The 16323-nt window shown below is 71.0% G+C and carries 13 protein-coding genes; 9 read left to right on the top strand and 4 right to left on the bottom strand.

All coding sequences use genetic code 11. The features are described from left to right. Positions 1-752 precede the first annotated feature (752 nt). Both HY703_06305 and queG read left to right on the top strand, forming a co-directional pair. On the top strand, positions 753-1691 hold the full coding sequence (locus HY703_06305) for a hypothetical protein (protein MBI4544785.1): 939 nt from the start codon (positions 753-755) through the stop codon (positions 1689-1691). A 192-nt stretch (positions 1692-1883) separates the two neighbouring features. After that, positions 1884-3212 carry a tRNA epoxyqueuosine(34) reductase QueG gene (queG, locus tag HY703_06300; protein MBI4544784.1) on the top strand — a complete coding sequence of 443 codons (1329 nt, stop codon included), beginning with the start codon at positions 1884-1886 and terminating at the stop codon, positions 3210-3212. A gap of 31 nt (positions 3213-3243) precedes the next feature. Here queG and HY703_06295 read toward each other — a convergent pair whose 3' ends face one another. Further along, the gene (locus HY703_06295) at positions 3244-3540 is read right to left on the bottom strand and encodes a winged helix-turn-helix transcriptional regulator (protein MBI4544783.1); all 297 of its coding nucleotides are present in this window, start codon (positions 3538-3540) and stop codon (positions 3244-3246) included. Positions 3541-3707: 167 nt separating this feature from the next. After that, positions 3708-3923: a cold-shock protein gene (locus tag HY703_06290; GenBank protein ID MBI4544782.1), complete on the bottom strand. Its 216-nt coding sequence runs from the start codon at positions 3921-3923 to the stop codon at positions 3708-3710. A 290-nt stretch (positions 3924-4213) separates the two neighbouring features. Here HY703_06290 and HY703_06285 point away from each other — a divergent pair, with 290 nt between their 5' ends. The 7 genes from HY703_06285 (at position 4214) to HY703_06255 (ending at position 13448) form a co-directional block, all read left to right on the top strand. Beyond that, the gene (locus HY703_06285; GenBank protein ID MBI4544781.1) at positions 4214-5152 is read left to right on the top strand and encodes a VOC family protein; all 939 of its coding nucleotides are present in this window, start codon (positions 4214-4216) and stop codon (positions 5150-5152) included. Positions 5153-5274: 122 nt separating this feature from the next. Beyond that, complete coding sequence (locus tag HY703_06280) at positions 5275-6600, top strand: TolC family protein (protein MBI4544780.1); 1326 nt, start codon at positions 5275-5277, stop codon at positions 6598-6600. Continuing rightward, entirely contained in the window at positions 6593-7771 is a 1179-nt protein-coding gene (locus HY703_06275; protein ID MBI4544779.1) for an efflux RND transporter periplasmic adaptor subunit, read from the top strand. The genes HY703_06280 and HY703_06275 overlap by 8 nt, the downstream gene beginning before the upstream one ends. A 68-nt stretch (positions 7772-7839) precedes the next feature. Next, on the top strand, positions 7840-10998 hold the full coding sequence (locus HY703_06270) for an efflux RND transporter permease subunit (protein ID MBI4544778.1): 3159 nt from the start codon (positions 7840-7842) through the stop codon (positions 10996-10998). Between the two features lie 144 nt (positions 10999-11142). After that, the gene (locus HY703_06265; GenBank protein MBI4544777.1) at positions 11143-12684 is read left to right on the top strand and encodes an ATP-dependent DNA ligase; all 1542 of its coding nucleotides are present in this window, start codon (positions 11143-11145) and stop codon (positions 12682-12684) included. Positions 12685-12789: 105 nt separating this feature from the next. Then, positions 12790-13212, top strand: a complete 423-nt coding sequence (locus HY703_06260) for a putative toxin-antitoxin system toxin component, PIN family (GenBank protein ID MBI4544776.1) — start codon at positions 12790-12792, stop codon at positions 13210-13212. Next, positions 13209-13448, top strand: a complete 240-nt coding sequence (locus tag HY703_06255; protein MBI4544775.1) for a toxin-antitoxin system HicB family antitoxin — start codon at positions 13209-13211, stop codon at positions 13446-13448. Before HY703_06260 ends, HY703_06255 begins: the two co-directional genes overlap by 4 nt. A 116-nt stretch (positions 13449-13564) precedes the next feature. Here HY703_06255 and dapD read toward each other — a convergent pair whose 3' ends face one another. Next, a complete protein-coding gene (gene dapD, locus HY703_06250; GenBank protein ID MBI4544774.1) occupies positions 13565-14428 on the bottom strand; it encodes a 2,3,4,5-tetrahydropyridine-2,6-dicarboxylate N-succinyltransferase in 864 nt (287 codons plus the stop codon). Between the two features lie 16 nt (positions 14429-14444). Continuing rightward, positions 14445-16323: TonB-dependent receptor (locus tag HY703_06245; GenBank protein MBI4544773.1), on the bottom strand; the 1879-nt coding region annotated here is incomplete at its 5' end.

Below are 16323 nucleotides of genomic sequence, written 5' to 3'. Positions count from 1 at the left end.
GCCGGGAGTCGTCCCCAGCGTCCAGGTGGTACGGGCTTCACCCGCTGTATCGCTCCGGTGGCCGGCGGGGCTCACCGACCCGCCGCCTGCAGTCACCTCCCATATCACCAGGCTGCCGCCCGCAGGTTTCCCCGCGGCATCCGTGAGCCTCACGACCAGCGGCGCGGACAGAGCGCTTGCGACGGCGCCTTTCTGGCTATCGCCACTGACCTTGACCAGGGATGCGACGGGCCCGGCCCCACCGGCTGGCCCGGTGGAATCCCCGGCGCAGCCGCCGAGGAGAGCGGCAGCGAAGACGACGGGGGCGAGGCGTGCGACGGGACCCCGCAGCGGTGCGCAGTGCGACGAGCTGGCCATGGGCACAGGTGCCTCCACTGCCGAGAGGGCGGCCGCGGCTGTCGGCGGACCGGGCCAAATACGGCCTGCATCTTAGCTCGGGGCCGTCGTCGCATTATCGTCTGTTATCGTCTCGGCTGCGCCCGCCGGGCGGCCGACCACCTCACCGAGGCCCAGCAGGCGCCAAGCGGCCCCGCTTGCCGCCGTGCGCCGGGCCGGCATATTCTGGGGCGAAAGCGTCTGGGCCGCCCAGCGGCTCGCCCAGATGCCGGTAACGGAAGTGGATCCTCCGATGAACAGAGCGGCGGGCAGCGCTGGTACATGGGTCCTGAGCGTCAACGGACGACCGTGCGCGTGAGACCTGTCACCCGACCGCCGACACTCGGCAACCCCAGGCCAGCACATGGAGCGCAGGCATGGGCTTCCTGACCCCCGCGCCGCGCTGCCTGCCGCTCTTCTGCCTGTGCGCCGCCGGGCTGACGGTCCCCATGCTTCGGGGCAGGGCCGATGATGACCGGCGGCCCGCCTATGACGGGCCGGTGGGCGTCAACTTTCAGGCGCCGCTCGTCGAGCGGGTGCAGGGGACAGGGGGCATCTTTCTGGAGAGCCTGGTCGTGCGCAGCGAGGTGCGGCGCGACACCAGGTTCGACTCGCGCGCCCCGGAAAACCGCCGGCGCGCCTTTCCGGACGGCTTTACAGCCACCCGGGCCGAAACCTGGATCGAGCTCCGGCTGGCCACCACGGTGGCGGTGGCGTCGAGCCCGGCCGGTGCGGCCGGCACGCCGAGCGCCCAGCGTGCCGGCCAGCCCGCGCCCGTTCCATCCCATGCCAGCCCCACACTCCGGTTGCTCTTCCCGTTCACGGCCTCGCGGACGGAGGGCACCGGGTTCACTCTGCCCGACAGCTTCCGCCTGGAGCTGGAAGGCCAACCCGTCCGGGTCCGGAAGATCGATCTGCAGGTCAGCCGCGGGAGCCTCGTGGCCCTGCGCGGCTACCTGACAGAAGTTCCGCTGCCGGCTGCAGCCGCGGCCACGCTGCGCGCCCGGGCTGTCCACTCCCTGGCGCTGAACCCCTCGTGGTACAGCTTCACCTTCCAGGCTGCACGGCCGCTGGCCCGCTTCCGGCCGTTGCTCGCGCCGGAAACACGGGTCGAATGGGCGATCGCGGCGCAGGATTCCGTGCTGCGCGGCTGGGACGTCCGCCTCCGGCTCTGCACGCTCGCGGTCGAGTGCCGGGAGCAGGTGGGGAAGCTCGGAGATTTTCGGCTGGCGCAGCCGGCGGTGGATGCGCGGCCGGCGGCGGAAATGAATCAGCACGGCTGGGCGACCGTCTCGATCCATCGCCAGCCAGGGTAAGACGAAACCGGCCGGCCTCCTGCTCGTGGTCGGACAGGGCCAGAAGCGCCGCCAGCAGGAGCATAGCACATTCCCTCGGCAGGCCGGTCGCGGGACGCAGCCGGCGCTCTCGGAATCGGATGTCAGGATGCACCAACGGAATAATCGCGCCCGCGGGGACCGCGGCCCCCGGCGGACGGGTAGGAGCAGACCATGCTCGCCTCGACCGCCTCGCTCACCGCGCGCCTGAAGAAGCAGGCGAAGCGCCTGGGTTTCGACCTGGCCGGCATTGCGCCGCTCCACCAGAGTGACCACGCCGCCTTCCTCCAGCAGTGGCTGGCCGCCGGCCGCAACGGCCAGATGGCCTACCTCGCCCGGCCCGACGCCGTGGCGCGACGGCTCGACCCGCGCCGCGCCTGGCCCGAGCTGCGCTCCGCCCTGGTGGTTGGCCTGAATTACTATCCCGACGACCGCGCGGCGCAGGGGGAGGAGCCGGAGCGGCAGCGGGGCGACACAGAGACACGGGCGGGCGATGCGGCTTCCTATGGCATCGTCGCCCGCTACTCGCGCGGCCGGGACTACCACAAGGTGTTGAAGCAGAAGCTGCTGGCGCTGCTGGCGTGGCTGGAAGGGGAGGTCGGGCGGGAGCTGCCCGCGGCGCGTGCGTATGTGGACACGGGGCCGGTGCTGGAGCGGGAGCTGGCCCGCCGCGCCGGATTGGGGTGGTTCGGGCGCAACACCATGCTCATCCACCCGCGTCGCGGTTCGTACTTCTTCCTGGGCACGCTGCTGCTGGAGCTGGAGCTCGAGCCGGACGCTCCCTTCGAGGCGGACCACTGCGGGCGCTGCAACGCCTGCGTCGAGGCCTGTCCCACGGGCGCGCTGCTGGGCCGGGATGCGGCCGGTGCGCCGGTCATCGACGCCCGGCGTTGCATCTCCTATCTCACCATTGAGCTGCGGGGACCCATCCCGCGGGAGCTGCGGCCGCTGGTGGGCGACCGCATCTTCGGCTGCGACATCTGCCAGGAGGCGTGCCCGTTCAATGGGCCCAAGTTCGTGAAGCTTACGCGCGAGCCGGAGTTGCGGGCGAGCTCAGGCTCGGAAACGGATCGGGATCGGGGGCGGGATCGCGGTCGGCGGGTTCCCACGGTGGGCACGGGCTCGGGCACGGTAGCCGGAACAGGGCAGGGCAGGTTCCAGGTGCCCGGGACGGACGGGCCGCGACTCGTCGAGCTCATGGCGATGAGCCAGGCGGAGTGGGAGGATTACTCGCGTGGCTCTGCGTTCCGGCGGGCCAAACGCGCGGGCTTCCTGCGGAACGTGGCGGTGGCGCTGGGCAACTGGGGCTCGCCGGAGGCGGTGCCGGTGCTGGTCAAGGCGTTGCAGGACGAGGAGCCGCTGGTGCGCGGGCACGCGGTGTGGGCGCTGGGCAGGATTCGCTCCCCAGGCGCTTTGAGAGCTCTGCAACAGCTTCGTTCGGTGGAGCGGGATGGCTTGGTACTGGAAGAGCTGCAATCCGCTCTCGAGGTTGGACATGGGTAGGGCCCCATGATTGCGGCCGACACAGGAGCGATCAGGGCGACGATAGGCGCTCGTGCCAGAACCGGCGATACTGCGCCAGCCAATCGGCCACGTCCCGGAGCGGCCTCGCCTCGAGCCGGCACGGCCGCCATTGCGCCTCCCGGCGGCGCGTGATCAGACCGGCGCGCTCGAGCACCTTGAGGTGCCGGGAGACGGCGGGCAGGCTCATGGCGAACGGCTCCGCCAGCTCGGTCACCGTGGCCTCGCCCAAAGCCAGGCGCGCGAGAATCGCGCGGCGAGTCGGGTCCGCGAGCGCAGCGAAGGTCGTGTTCAGTCGGTTGGGCGTCATGGGCTGCTAAACTGATCCATTATTTAATGCACTAGTAAAGTGTGGAGCTGAGCAGCGGCCTGTCAAGTGGTTTCGGGATGCACTGGACTCGTCGGCGACTCGGGTGATCCCCGGGAGCCGCTTGGCCCTACGGGGAAGTCTCGTTCGTGCAGGGCCGGCAGCGGCCGCTACTCTTCGAGGCGGACGACGTTCTCTGCCCGGGGGCCTTTGGGGTCCTGAACGAGGTCGAACTCCACGCGCTCGCCCTCCCGCAGGGTCTTGAACCCAGCGCCCCCGATCGCGGAGTGGTGCACGAAGATGTCCTTGCCGCCGCGGTCCGGATGAATGAAGCCGAAGCCCTTCTCGTCCATGAATCGCGCTACCGTCCCCGTCTCTCGCGCCATGATCTGTCCTTTCGGATCGAGTGAGTGTTGGGAGAACAGGCGTGGCGCAAGGATCGTGCTCCTGCTCGAGATGCCATCCGGTCAAGCCTCCGGACACACGGCCCGTACCCCTGACCGACGCCAGCTTCCCCCCGCCCGCGGTCGATCGCCAGTCTGCTCGCCGCGGTTGACTTTGGGTGTTGTAACACGTATGCTCTCGCTGCTGCTGTAACGTAACACGTGTCCTACCTGCATGCGATGGCGCATCACTTCATGCGGTGGCGCATCACTTCGGCCTGAGGATGGGCGTCATGCCAGCTCGTGACCCGATGGCGGGCGGGGCCGCGGGCGAGGAGAGCTTGGGCGCGGCGATCATCGGGGAGCCCCGCCTCCCGGCCGCGACCCGGCTGGGGCGGGTGCGGCTGCAGGTAGCGGACCTCTCGCGGTCGCTGGCGTACTACGAGAGCACGCTCGGCTTCCGCGCGGTCCCAAATCATGGCGAGGCGGTGGCGCTTGCGGCTGAGGGCGGCGACGTGCCGCTGATCGAGCTGCACGAGCGCGCCGGTGCGGCGCCGGTGCCGCACCGGGGTAGGCTGGGCCTGTACCACTTTGCGATCCTGCTGCCGTACCGGGGCGCGCTGGCGCGCTTCCTGGCGCACCTCACGGCTCGCGGCGAGCGGCCGGGCGCTTCAGACCATCTGGTGAGCGAGGCGTTGTACCTGCGCGACCCGGACGGACTGGGCGTCGAAGTCTATGCGGACCGTCCGCGTTCGACATGGCGCTATCAGAAGGGCGAGCTGCTCATGGACACCCGCCCACTGGACATAGCGGATCTGGTGCGGGCGGGCGGGGGCGCGGTGTGGCAGGGCATGCCTGCGGGCACGGTGATCGGGCACGTGCATCTGCATGTGGCGGACCTGGACGATGCGGCGGCCTTCTATCACGCGGCGCTGGGATTCGACGTCGTCGTGCGCAGCTATGCGGGCGCGCTCTTCCTCTCGGCCGGCGGCTACCACCATCACCTGGGTCTGAACACCTGGGCAGGCGCCGCTGCCGCCCGCCCGCAGCCAGGGGATGCCCGGCTGCTCGATTGGGAGATCGTCGTGCCGCGGCCCGAGCAGGCGGAGGCCGCGGCGGCACGCCTTCGAGAGGCGGGGCACCCCGTGGAGCGCGCGGCGCATGGCTGGCTGGCAAGGGATCCCTGGGGGACCACACTTCGGCTTTCCGGCGGCGCGCCTTTAACGAAGTGACGGCGGTGCGCGTCTGCGTTAAGATTTAGTTGATTATCATGGACCTCAGCCGGCTGCCGCTCCGGCCAGCTTTCCGCGAGCGCGCGCTTGGCGCAGGGGCAGGACCTGTTACTTTCCCAGCCATGAAGAGCTACCGCAGGGTGCGGCCCGTCGGCCTGGCGGCTATGGCCGGCGCGGCGATCTTTGTCTCCTCGCCGGGGGCGTCCGCGCAGCAATCGGCTGTGCCGGCCGTGGTCACGCTGGCCGAGGCGATCCGCATGGCGCTGGCGCACGACCCGGCGGCCGTGGCCGCAGAGGCGGCAGTGGCCACGGCGGAGGCTGGGCTGCTTCAGGCCCGGGGCGCGTGGCTGCCCACACTGACCCTCAGCTCGGCGTACGGCAACTCGAGCAACCAGCGCTTCGACCAGTCGACGGGGCGGCTGGTCTCGGAGAGCTACACCGCCCAGGCAGCGGGCAGTTACGAGCTGTTCTCGGGTGGGCGGCGGCTGCTGCAGCATCGGGCGGCCTCGGCGGAAGTGGCGGCGGCGGACGCGCAGTACCGTGCGCAGCGCTTCCAGACCATCCTGCGTACCACGGCGGCGTTCTACGACGCGGCCGCGGCGGCGGATCTGGTGCGGGCGGCGGCACAGCGCTTCGAGCGGGCGCGCCAGCAGCTCGAGTTCGCCGAGACGCGGCTCGAAGTGGGAACGGCCACGGCATCGGACGTACTGCGCGCCGAGCTCGAGGTGGGCAATGCCGAGCTGGCCGTAATCGAGACGGAGGCGGCGCTGCGCACTGCAGAGCTCGAGCTGGGGCGCCAGGTGGGCGTGGCGGGCGCGGCACAGCCGGCGGCGGCTTCACTGCCCGAGCGGGCGCCAGCCCTGCCGCCGACTGATCAACTGGTCGCGCGCGCGGTGCGCGCCTCGCCCGCGGTGGTGGCGGCGGAGGCCACGCTGCGAAGTCGCCGTGCGGAACGGCTGGCGAGCTACACGCCCTACCTGCCCTCCGTCCGGCTGTCCGGCGGCTACGACTGGTTCGCGTTCCGGTTCCCGCCCGACCAGCAGAGCTGGAGCGTGCGCGTGTTTGCCACGCTCCCGCTGTTCAACGGCTTCCAGCGCGAGGCGGCGCTGCAGCGCGCGGCGGCCGGCGAGCGCCTGGCGCGGGCACGCGCGCTGGACGCGGCAATCGCGGCCCGCGTCGCGGTCGAGTCAGCCCTGCAGGACATCACGGCAGCGGAGCGGCGCGTCGCGATCTCGGACCGCGCCGTCAATCTGGCGCGGGAAGACCTGCGGGTGCAGGAGGAGCGCTATCAGCTCGGCGCCTCGACGATTCTCGATCTGCAGGCCTCCCAGCTCACGCTCGCGGAGGTGGAGGTCGCGGCGGTTCGCGCCCGGCAGGCGCTGGGGACGGCGGTGGCACGGCTGGAGGCGGTCCTGGGCGAGGCGGTCGGAGGAGGCCAGGGTGAGTAGCCGGAGCCCGGCGCCGGGGGGGCGGCCGTGGGCGGCCTGCCGGCTGGCACTGGCGCCGCTGCTGGCCCTGCTGCTCACTGGCGGCTGCCGTGGCGGGGAGGATGCAGCATCGGCGGCCGCGCAGTCGGCGGGTGGTGGGCGGGGCGGCGCAGGCCGCGGGGGCGCGCCGGATGGCATGCGCGTGGCCGTGGTCGAGGTCGCGCCGGTCGAGGCCGGCTCGATCGCCCGCTCGGTCACCGTCTCCGGCACGGTCGAGCCGATCCGCACGGTTGCCGTGAACAGTCAGCTCGCGGGCGCGCTGCTGGCCGTCCGCGTCGAGGAGGGCGACGCGGTCACGCGCGGCGCCGTGCTGGCCCAGCTCGATGACCGGGAGCTGCAAGCGCAGCTCGCCTCGGCGGAGGCGTCCTACCAGGTCGCCGAGTCGGCACACCAGCGAGCCGAGCGGCTGCGCGAGCGCCAGGTCATCACGGTGCCCGAGTACGAGCGGGATCGCACCGCTTACGCGGCGGCCAGGGCGCAGCTCGAGCAGCTCCGCACCCGTGTGGGCTACGCCACCGTGCGCGCGTCGCTGGCTGGCGTGGTGACCGAGAAGCGGGTCGAGGCGGGCGACGTCGTCGCCCCGCAGACGCGGCTGTTCACCATCGCCGACGTTTCCACCATGGTCGTGCGCGTGCGCGTCTCGGAGCTGGACGTGGTCGAGCTGGCGGTCGGCGACGCTGTCGATGTCGCGCTGGACGCGTTCCCCGGCCGCCCGCTCGAGGGCCGGATCCGGCGCATCTTCCCCTCGGCCGACCCGGCCACGCGGCTGGTGCCGGTCGAGGTCGCGCTGGCCGGCGAGGCGAGCCGGCTGGCGCGCCCGGGGTTCCTGGCCCGCGCTACCTTCGCCCTGTCCGCGCGCGAGAACACGCTGCTCGTGCCCGCGTCCGCAGTCGTGACTGGCGGGGGGTCGGAGGCGGTGTTCGTGGTGGAAGACGGCAAGGCGGTTCGCCGCACGGTCGAGACCGGGCTGTCCTCGCAAGGGCGTATTGAGGTCGTGGCCGGACTGCGGCAGGGTGAGCAGGTCGTCACTGTGGGCAGCAACACGCTGCGGGACGGGATGGCCGTCCGCGTGGTGGGCGGCGCCGGCACCCGCGCCGCCGGCTCCACGGCGGGGGAGGGCGGGGCGCCGTGAGCGGACCCCGCGACCTGCGCCACCGCGGCCTGCCGAGCTGGGCCATCCGCCGGCCGGTGGGCACGGTCATGCTCACCTCGGTCGTGGTCGTGCTCGGCTTCTTTTTCCTGGCCAGGCTGCCGCTGGACCTGCTCCCCAGCATTGTCTACCCGCAGGTGCGCGCCTCGGTCACCAACCGTGGCGTCGAGCCGGAGGTGCTGGAGGAGACGGTGGCCAAACGGCTGGAGGCGGCCCTGGCCACCACCGAGGATCTGGTGCGGCTGGAGACGGAGGTGCAGGAGGGCCGCGTGGGCGTCAACCTCCATTTCTCCTATGGCACGGACATGGACTTCGCGCTGCAGGACGCGTCCAAGAATCTGGACCGCGCGCGCGCGTCTCTGCCGGAGGAAGCCGACCCGCCCACCATCTTCAAGTTCGACCCCTCGCAGCAGCCGGTCTACGAGCTGGCCTTCTCCTCGGCTACGCGCGACCTCGTGTCGCTGCGGGACTGGGTCGAGTACCGGCTGCGGCCGCAGCTCCTGAGCATCGAGGGCGTGGCCTCGATCGACGTCTCGGGCGGGCTGGTGCGCGAGATCCAGGTGGTGCTGGACCAGGAGCGGCTGCGCTCCTACGGCCTGACCGTGTCGCAGGTGATCGAGGCGGTGCGCGCCGCCAACCAGGACGTGGCGGCAGGCCGCGTTGCCTCGGCCACGCGCGAGGTGGTGGGCAAGACGGCGGGCAAGTTCCGCACGGTCGATGACGTGCGCTCGGTGCTGCTCAGCGTGCCGGGCGGCGGGCGCGTTCCGCTGTCCGAAGTCGCGAGTGTGCGGGACACGCACCGCGAGCAGCGGATCTGGGTGCGGCTGGATGGCGTGCCCGCGGTAAAACTGTCGGTGCGCAAGCAGCCCAACGCCAACACGGTCAGGGTCGCGGACCAGGTGGACGGGCGGCTGCGGCGGCTGGCGGCCTCGCGCTTTATCCCGGGCGACATCGAGTACCGCACGATCCAGAACCAGGCGGGCTTCATCCGCAGCTCGGTCAATTCGGTGCGCAACGCCGCCCTGCTGGGCGCGAGCCTGGCCATGCTGGTGGTGCTGCTCTTCCTGGGCTCGCTGCGCAAGACGTTCGTGATCGGACTGGCCATACCGGTGGCCGTGCTGGCCACCTTCGGCATGATGGGGCTGGGCAGCCTGACGCTCAACATCATGACGCTGGGCGGGCTGGCCCTGGGCGTGGGGCTGCTGATCGACAACTCGATTGTCATGCTGGAGAACGTCTTCCGCCATCGCGAGGAGGGGAACGAGGACCCCGAGCAGGCCGCGCACGAGGGCGCAGCCGAAGTGCAGAGCGCGGTGATTGCATCCACGGCCACAAACCTGGCGGCCGTCGTGCCCTTCCTGCTGGTCAGTGGGCTGGCCGCGCTGATCTTCCGCGAGCTGATCCTGACCATCTCCTTCGCCATCTTCGCCTCACTGCTGGTGGCGCTCACACTGGTGCCCGCGCTCTCGGCGCAGCTCGCGAAGATCCGGTTCTCGAGCGGGCTGCAGCGCTCCCCGGCGCTGCGCGGCTTCGATCATATGGTAAGCGGGCTGCGGAATTGGTACCGGCGGGCAGCCGGCCGCGTCGTCGCCCGCTGGCGCTGGACGGTGCTGGGCGGCGCGCTCGCCGCGCTCCTCGCCACCTTCGCCTTCACCCGCGGAGTGGGCAGCGAGTTCCTGCCCCAGGTCGACGACGGCAACGTCGGGATCATGATCACCCTGCCGCCGGCCACGTCCGCCGGGGCCACCAACCAGGTGACCAGGGAGGTCGAGGCCCTGGTCGCGGAGCTGCCGTACGTGCGTAGCGTGTTCGCCACTGCAGGCGGGTTTCTCTTCGGGTCCTTCACCAGCGAGCGGGCGGGTCGCGGCAACATCGAGGTGGTGCTGGCACCGCCCACGGAGCGGGAGTGGAGCGCCGACCGCTGGGTACAGGAGGCGCAGGCCAGGATCAACCAGCGCGGCTTTGCGGGCGCGCGCATCAACGTCCGGCCGCCGCGCATCCGTGGCCTGCGCACCTCGGCGGCCGGCTCGGCCATCGCGCTCAGCATCCAGGGCGATGACCTGAAGGAGCTGCAGCGGATGGGCGAGGAAGTCATGGCGCGCGTGCGGGGCGTGCCCGGCCTCGAGAACCTCGAGCCATCGGCGGACGAGGCCAGCCCGCAGCTCGCCATCGAGCTGGAGCGGGAGCGCGCGGCCTATCTCGGGCTGAGCGTGGCGGCGGTCGGCCAAACGCTGCGCACCGCGCTGGACGGCACGGTAGCCACGCAGTTCACTGCCGCCAACAAGGAGTACGACCTGCGCGTCATGTTCCCGCGCGAGCGGTTCAGGAGCCCCGAGGATCTGGGCTCGGTCGCGCTCTTCCCCGGCGCCGCTGACGGCGCGCCCATCTACCTGCGCGACGTCGCCCGCGTCTACAACACGCTGGGCCCCACCACCATCCTGCGCGAGAACCAGAACCGCGTGCTGCGGCTCACGGGCGATGTCATTGCCCAGGTCGCCAGCGTGGGCGCGGTCAACGACTCGATCCGCGCCCGGCTGGCCGGCCTCGAGCTGCCCGAGGGTTACGGCATCGTTTTCGGCGGGGAGGAGGAGGCGATCCGGGAGAACAACCGGCAGCTCACCATCGTGATCCTGCTCGCCGTGTTCCTGGTCTTCGTGGTCATGGCCGTGCAATACGAGAGCCTGGTCAACCCGCTGGTCATCCTGTTCGTGATCCCGCTTTCGCTCATTGGCGTGGGCCTTCTCCTCAAGGCCACGGGCACGCCGCTCAGCGCGCCCGTGCTGCTGGGCGTTATCCTGCTGGCGGGCATTGTGGTGAACAACGCCATCCTGCTGGTCGAGTACACGGAGCAGGGGCGCCGCACGCGGGGGCTGACGCGCGAGCAGGCCGTGGTCGAAGCGGGCGCCGTGCGGCTGCGCCCCATCCTCATGACCACCATGACCACGGCCTGCGGCATGCTACCCCTGGCCCTGGGCATCGGCCAGGGCTCGGAGCTGATGCAGCCGCTGGCCATTGCCGTGGTGGGCGGGCTCACCGTCTCGACGCTGCTAACCCTGTTCGTCGTGCCCAGCGCCTACCTCATCCTGAACCGCTCGGCCGAGCGGTTCGCAAACTGGCTCAGGGGCTCCCGGCCGCCGGTCAGGCCCTTGGCGCGGGAACCGTCCAGACCCGTGCCTGTTCCCCTGGTCGGAGCGGGGGCGGGGGACTGAAGCGGCCGCCTGGGCCTACAAAGGCTCTATATACTGCCGCGTCTCGCAGCGGGGTAGCAGCTTGATGAGCGCCCTCGCGGGGTTTCCACCTCGTGATTTCGACTCATCACTTCGAGATTTCAAGGTCACACGCGCGCAATGAGCCTGCTCCTTGACGACGTCGTCCAGACCTCCCTTCGCGTGGCTGGAACCTCCTCCCGTCTGGAGAAGGTCGCCGCGCTCGCAGTGCTGTTGCAGCGTGCCGCGCCGGCGGAGGCGCCACTGGTCGTGAGCTATCTGACTGGCGAGCTCCGGCAGGGGCGGGTGGGGCTCGGCCCCGCCGCGATCCGTGAGGCGTGGCCGGCGGACTCGGCGGCTGACCCGGCGTTGTCGCTGCTCGAGGTGGATGCGGCGTTTCAGGCCATGAGCGGGTGTCGCGGCCCTGGCTCGGCGGCCGAGCGGGTGCGGCTGCTGCGCGAGTTGCTGGTGGGGGCGACCCGCGATGAGCAGGAGTTCCTGGCTCGGCTCGTATTCGGCGAATTGCGGCAGGGCGCGCTGGAAGGCGTGATGGTGGAGGCGGTCGTGCGCGCGGCGCGTGTGCCGGCGGCGGAGGTGCGGCGTGCTCTGCTGTTTGCCGGCGAGCTGGGCCGGGTCGCGGCGGCGGCGCTGGCCGGCGGCTCCGCGGGGCTGGCGCGGTTCGGCATCGAGCTGTTCCGGCCGCTCCAGCCCATGCTGGCGCAGTCCGCCGAGGATCTGGAGGACGCGCTCGAGCGGCTGGGCGGCGCTGCGCTGGATTACAAGCTGGACGGCGCGCGCGTGCAGGTGCACAAGCGGGGCGACGAGGTTCGGGTCTACAGCCGCCGGCTGAACGAGGTCACCGCATCGGTCCCAGAGCTGGTCGAGGCGGTGCGTGTGCTGCCGTCGGCGGAGCTGGTCCTGGACGGCGAGGCGATTGCGCTCTGGCCGGACGGCAGGCCCAGGCCGTTCCAGACCACCATGCGCCGCTTCGGCCGGAAGCTGGACGTGGAGGCGCTGCGGCGGGAGCTGCCGCTCTCGACTTTCTTCTTCGATTGCCTTTACGCCGACGGGGAGTCCCTGCTCGACCGGCCCGCCGGGGACCGGTTCCGGGCGCTCGAGGCGCTGGTCCTCCCGGCCATGCGCGTGCCTCGTTTGATCACCAGGGATGCCGGCGCGGCGGCGGAGTTCCTGCGCGCGGCGCGGCGGGTGGGGCACGAGGGGGTGGTGGCCAAGTCGCTCGAGGCGACCTACGACGCGGGCCGGCGCGGCGGGAGCTGGCTCAAGGTGAAGGAGGCGGACACGCTCGACCTGGTCGTGCTGGCCGCCGAATGGGGGCACGGCCGCCGGCGCGGCTGGCTCAGCAACCTGCACCTGGGCGCGTGCGATCCCGACACCGGCGGATATGTCATGCTGGGCAAGACCTTCAAGGGTCTGACGGACGAGATGCTGGCCTGGCAGACCCGGGAGCTGCTGAGGCGGGAGCTGGGGCGTGAAGGGCACATCGTGCACGTCCGCCCCGAGCTGGTCGTCGAGGTGGCGTTCGAAGGCGTGCAGGCCAGCCCCCGCTACCCGGGCGGGCTCGCGCTGCGCTTCGCCAGGGTGAAGCGCTACCGGCCGGACAAGTCACCCGCGGAGGCGGACACCACGGAGCGGGTCCGGGCCATCTACGGGCGGGGGAGTGCCAATTAGACGCTGAGCCATTGCCGGGTGCGCGCGGGCAGCCTGTTACGTGGCGCACACCATCCAATTCAACTTCTCAATTGACCCCAAGCGATACATCACATATGATATCACATGCGACTCATTGTCCTGGATACGAACGTGTTCGTTTCCGGGCTACGCTCCCGACTTGGAGCTTCGCACAAGCTGCTCAGCCTGGTGGGCACAGGGGTCTTCGAGCTCGTGCTCTCGGTGCCACTCATACTCGAATACGAAGACGCGGCTACGCGCCCGAACCAACAGTTAGTCTTCAGCCGGGCCGAGCTAACCGAGATCTTGGATCACTTGTGCTCTGTCGCCCGCCAGCAACCGATCTACTATCTGTGGCGGCCGCTTCTGCCGGACCCGAAAGATGATCTTGTACTGGAGGCTGCGGTCGCCGGGGCTTGTGACACCATCGTCACGTTCAACCTTCGTCACTTCCGTGGGGTTGCTCGGTTTAGTATCAGGGTACAAACCCCGGGGCAGTTCTTGCAGGAGCTTGGAGGATCAGGATGAGCCAGCTCAGCCTTCGCCTGCCGGATTCATTGCATGCCGCCGTAAAGGAGTGGGCGGCCCGGGACAATGTCTCGACCAACCAGTTCGTCATGCTGGCGGTCGCCGAGAAGATCTCGGCCCTGGCAACTGCCGAATATTTCGCGAGACGCGCGGCTCGGGCTCCAAGTAGGGACAGGTACCTGGCTCTTCTCGCCAAGGCCCCTGCAGCCAAGTCGGCCGACAAGGACCGTCTCTGAACACGCCAACCGGAGCACTGGCTCCCTGGTGCGGGTCGCGGCAGGTCCCGGGCCAAATGGTGCTCAGATTCTAACGCAGACCCAACCCGCGTGCTGCGAGCTGCTGTCATCGCTCCTCAGCGCTCGTCCGCCCAGATCCCGCGCAGCAGCTCGTTGACGCCCACGCGCGTGCGCGTCTGCTCGTCCACCCGCTTGACGATCACGGCGCAGTAGAGGCTGTGGCTCGGGCCTCTCACCAGGCGGCGCCACCCGCTCTCTGCGGCGGGCAGGCTGCCGGGCACCACCACGGCGCCGGCGGGCACGCGGCCGAACGTGATCTCGCCCGTCGCCCGGTCATAAATGCGGGTGCTCTGCCCGATGAAGACGCCCATCGAGATTACGGCGCCCCGCTCGACGATCACGCCCTCCACGATCTCGGAGCGCGCGCCGATGAAGCATTCGTCCTCGATGATGGTCGGTCGGGCTTGCACGGGCTCGAGCACACCGCCGATCCCCGCGCCGCCGGAGACATGCACGTTCCTGCCGATCTGGGCGCACGAGCCCACCGTGGCCCAGGTGTCCACCATCGTCCCGCTGTCCACGTAGGCGCCGGTGTTGACGTAGCTGGGCATCAGCACGACGTCGGGCGCCACGTAGGCCCCGCGGCGCACCAGCGCGTGCGGCACGACGCGCGCGCCCTGGGCGCGGAATTCCTCCTCCCCATGGCCGGCGTACTTGAGGGGGATGCGGTCGTAGAAGCGGGTGTAGCCTGCATCACTGACGCGATCCTGGGCAATGCGGAACCAGAGCAGCACTGCCTTCTTGAGCCACTGATTGACGGTCCACTCGCCTTCCCGCTTCTCGGCCACGCGGGCCGCGCCCCGGTCCAGCAGGTCCACGGCTGCGAGCACGGCATCGCTGGTGGCGCGGTCCACGCTCGCCGGCGAGAGCTGGTGGCGGCGTTCGAACGCCGAGTCGATGGCCTTTTGCAGTTCGTGCATGGACCCCGCCTCCCGCTCAGCGGACCAGCCGCAGCCCCAGGGAGACGATGCGGCCACTTCCCGGCTGCAGGTTGTCTCGCCCGCCGCGCCGCGAATCGGCCAGGTTCTCGATCTTGGCCAGGAGCGCGACCGAGCGGCCGAGCTCCTGGGTCAGCGCCAGGTCGTAGCGGATGAGCGGCGGATAGACGATGCGATAGGACCGGGGCGGCTTGAGCAGCTTCTCGTGGCGCAGGTGCGCGCGATAGAGCGCGAGCCAGTCGTAGTTGATCCAGTTGCCAATGCGCCAGGCGGTGACCGAGCCTGTGCTGCCGCCGGCCGCGAAGGTGAGAGTGGCGGAACCGGCGTCGGCAGGCACCTCGGGGATCCGGTCGCCCTCGCGCAGCTCTCCCCGGTAGCCCGGCGCGATGCGTACGACCCGGCTGTCGATGCTGGCGTAGGTGCTGGTCAGGAAGAAGGGCGGCACGGCCAGCGAGCCCTGCACCTCCCAGCCGCGGTTGGCGATCACCCCGATGTTCTGCTGCATGAAGGCGGTGGTATGCGAGCGGGGCAGCAGCACCCCCTGGATCAGCCCCTCGACCCGCTGGTCGTAGCGGGTGAGCTGGAGCGAGGCCCGCGCGCCCAGGCTCAGGTCGACGCCGGCCTCGGCGCCGCTCTGCGACTCGGGCGCCAGCTCGGGGTTGGGCTGCTGCTCGAAGCCCGGCCGCTTGAGCGCCACGGCCGCATCGGCTGGCGGCGGCCGGATCGCCCGGCCGTAGGCGGCGCGCGCCCTGGCGCTGAGCGGGCCCAGCTCGGCCACCCAGGCGGCGCCGACCTGCGGCAGCCAGGCCACTTCGCCGAAGGCCTCGCCGAAGGTGCCGGCGTGCTCCGCACGGACGCCGGCCGTCAGGAAAAGCGCGTCCTCGAGCCCCATCTCGAGCTGGGAGAAAACGCCGCCGTCCTGCCGCAGGGTAGCGCGGCGCTCCCGCGCCTCGCCGGTCGTGTGGCGCAGCTCTCCCACATCGCCGCCCAGGGTGATGGCTGCCGCCAGCGCGGGGCCGTCGGCGAGGCGCAGGCGGCCGGCGTAGCGGGCCGATGTGCGGCTTATCTCGCCGCTGCTCGTGGCGAGGAGCGAATCGGCCGGGGAGAGCTGGGGCTGGCGCTCGGCCGCGACCCGCAACTGACTCTGATCCCGGCCGAGCGTGAGACTATGGAACCAGCGATTGCCGACCGAATGCTGGAGCGTCAACCCGAAGATCTGCTCCCGCACCTCCTGCGGCTGCTCGAGCGCCGGCGAGAGCGGACGCAGCCCGTTGGCGCGCAGCACCGCGTTCACGGGAGACTCCCAGGCGTAGATGCTCCCCCGGACCGAGAGCTCTGCGGCCACCGGCCCGCCGGCCAGCCGCATCCCGGCAAAGGCCGCACGCCGCTCGCCGCCGCCTTCCGCGCGCTGGCCCATGCGGAGTAGCGAGCCGCCGGCGGCCATGCCCAGGCGGGGCGCGGCCAGTGAAGCGCTCAGCGCCTGGTCGAGCAGCCAGCCACCGCGCGTGCCGGCCACGGACTCAACCCAGCCGCCCGCGCTGCGACTGTCCAGCGTCAGCTCGGGTGCGGCGCCCGGCGTTCCCTTGCGGGTGACGATCTGAATCACGCCGCCAATCGCATCGGAGCCGAAGAGCGCCGCGCCCTGCGGCCCGCGGATGACCTCGATGCGCTCGATAGTCGCGGGATCGAGCGAGCCGAGGTACACCGGATTCGCGATCTCGATGCCGTCGACGTAGACCTTGGGCGCGTTGAGCGCGAGCGAGGTGGCGCCGCGGATGCTGCCGAAGCGGAGCACGGGCGAGGCGCCCAGGTTCCAGGCGACCATGCCGGGCACGGCGCCCCGGAACAGCTCGTCCAGCCTGCGGATCTGCGCCCGG

The organism is Gemmatimonadota bacterium (assembly GCA_016209965.1).
GTDB lineage: Bacteria > Gemmatimonadota > Gemmatimonadetes > Longimicrobiales > RSA9 > JACQVE01.
The sequence above is the reverse complement of the archived record's forward strand: the minus strand, read 5'-3'. Positions and strand labels throughout refer to the sequence as shown.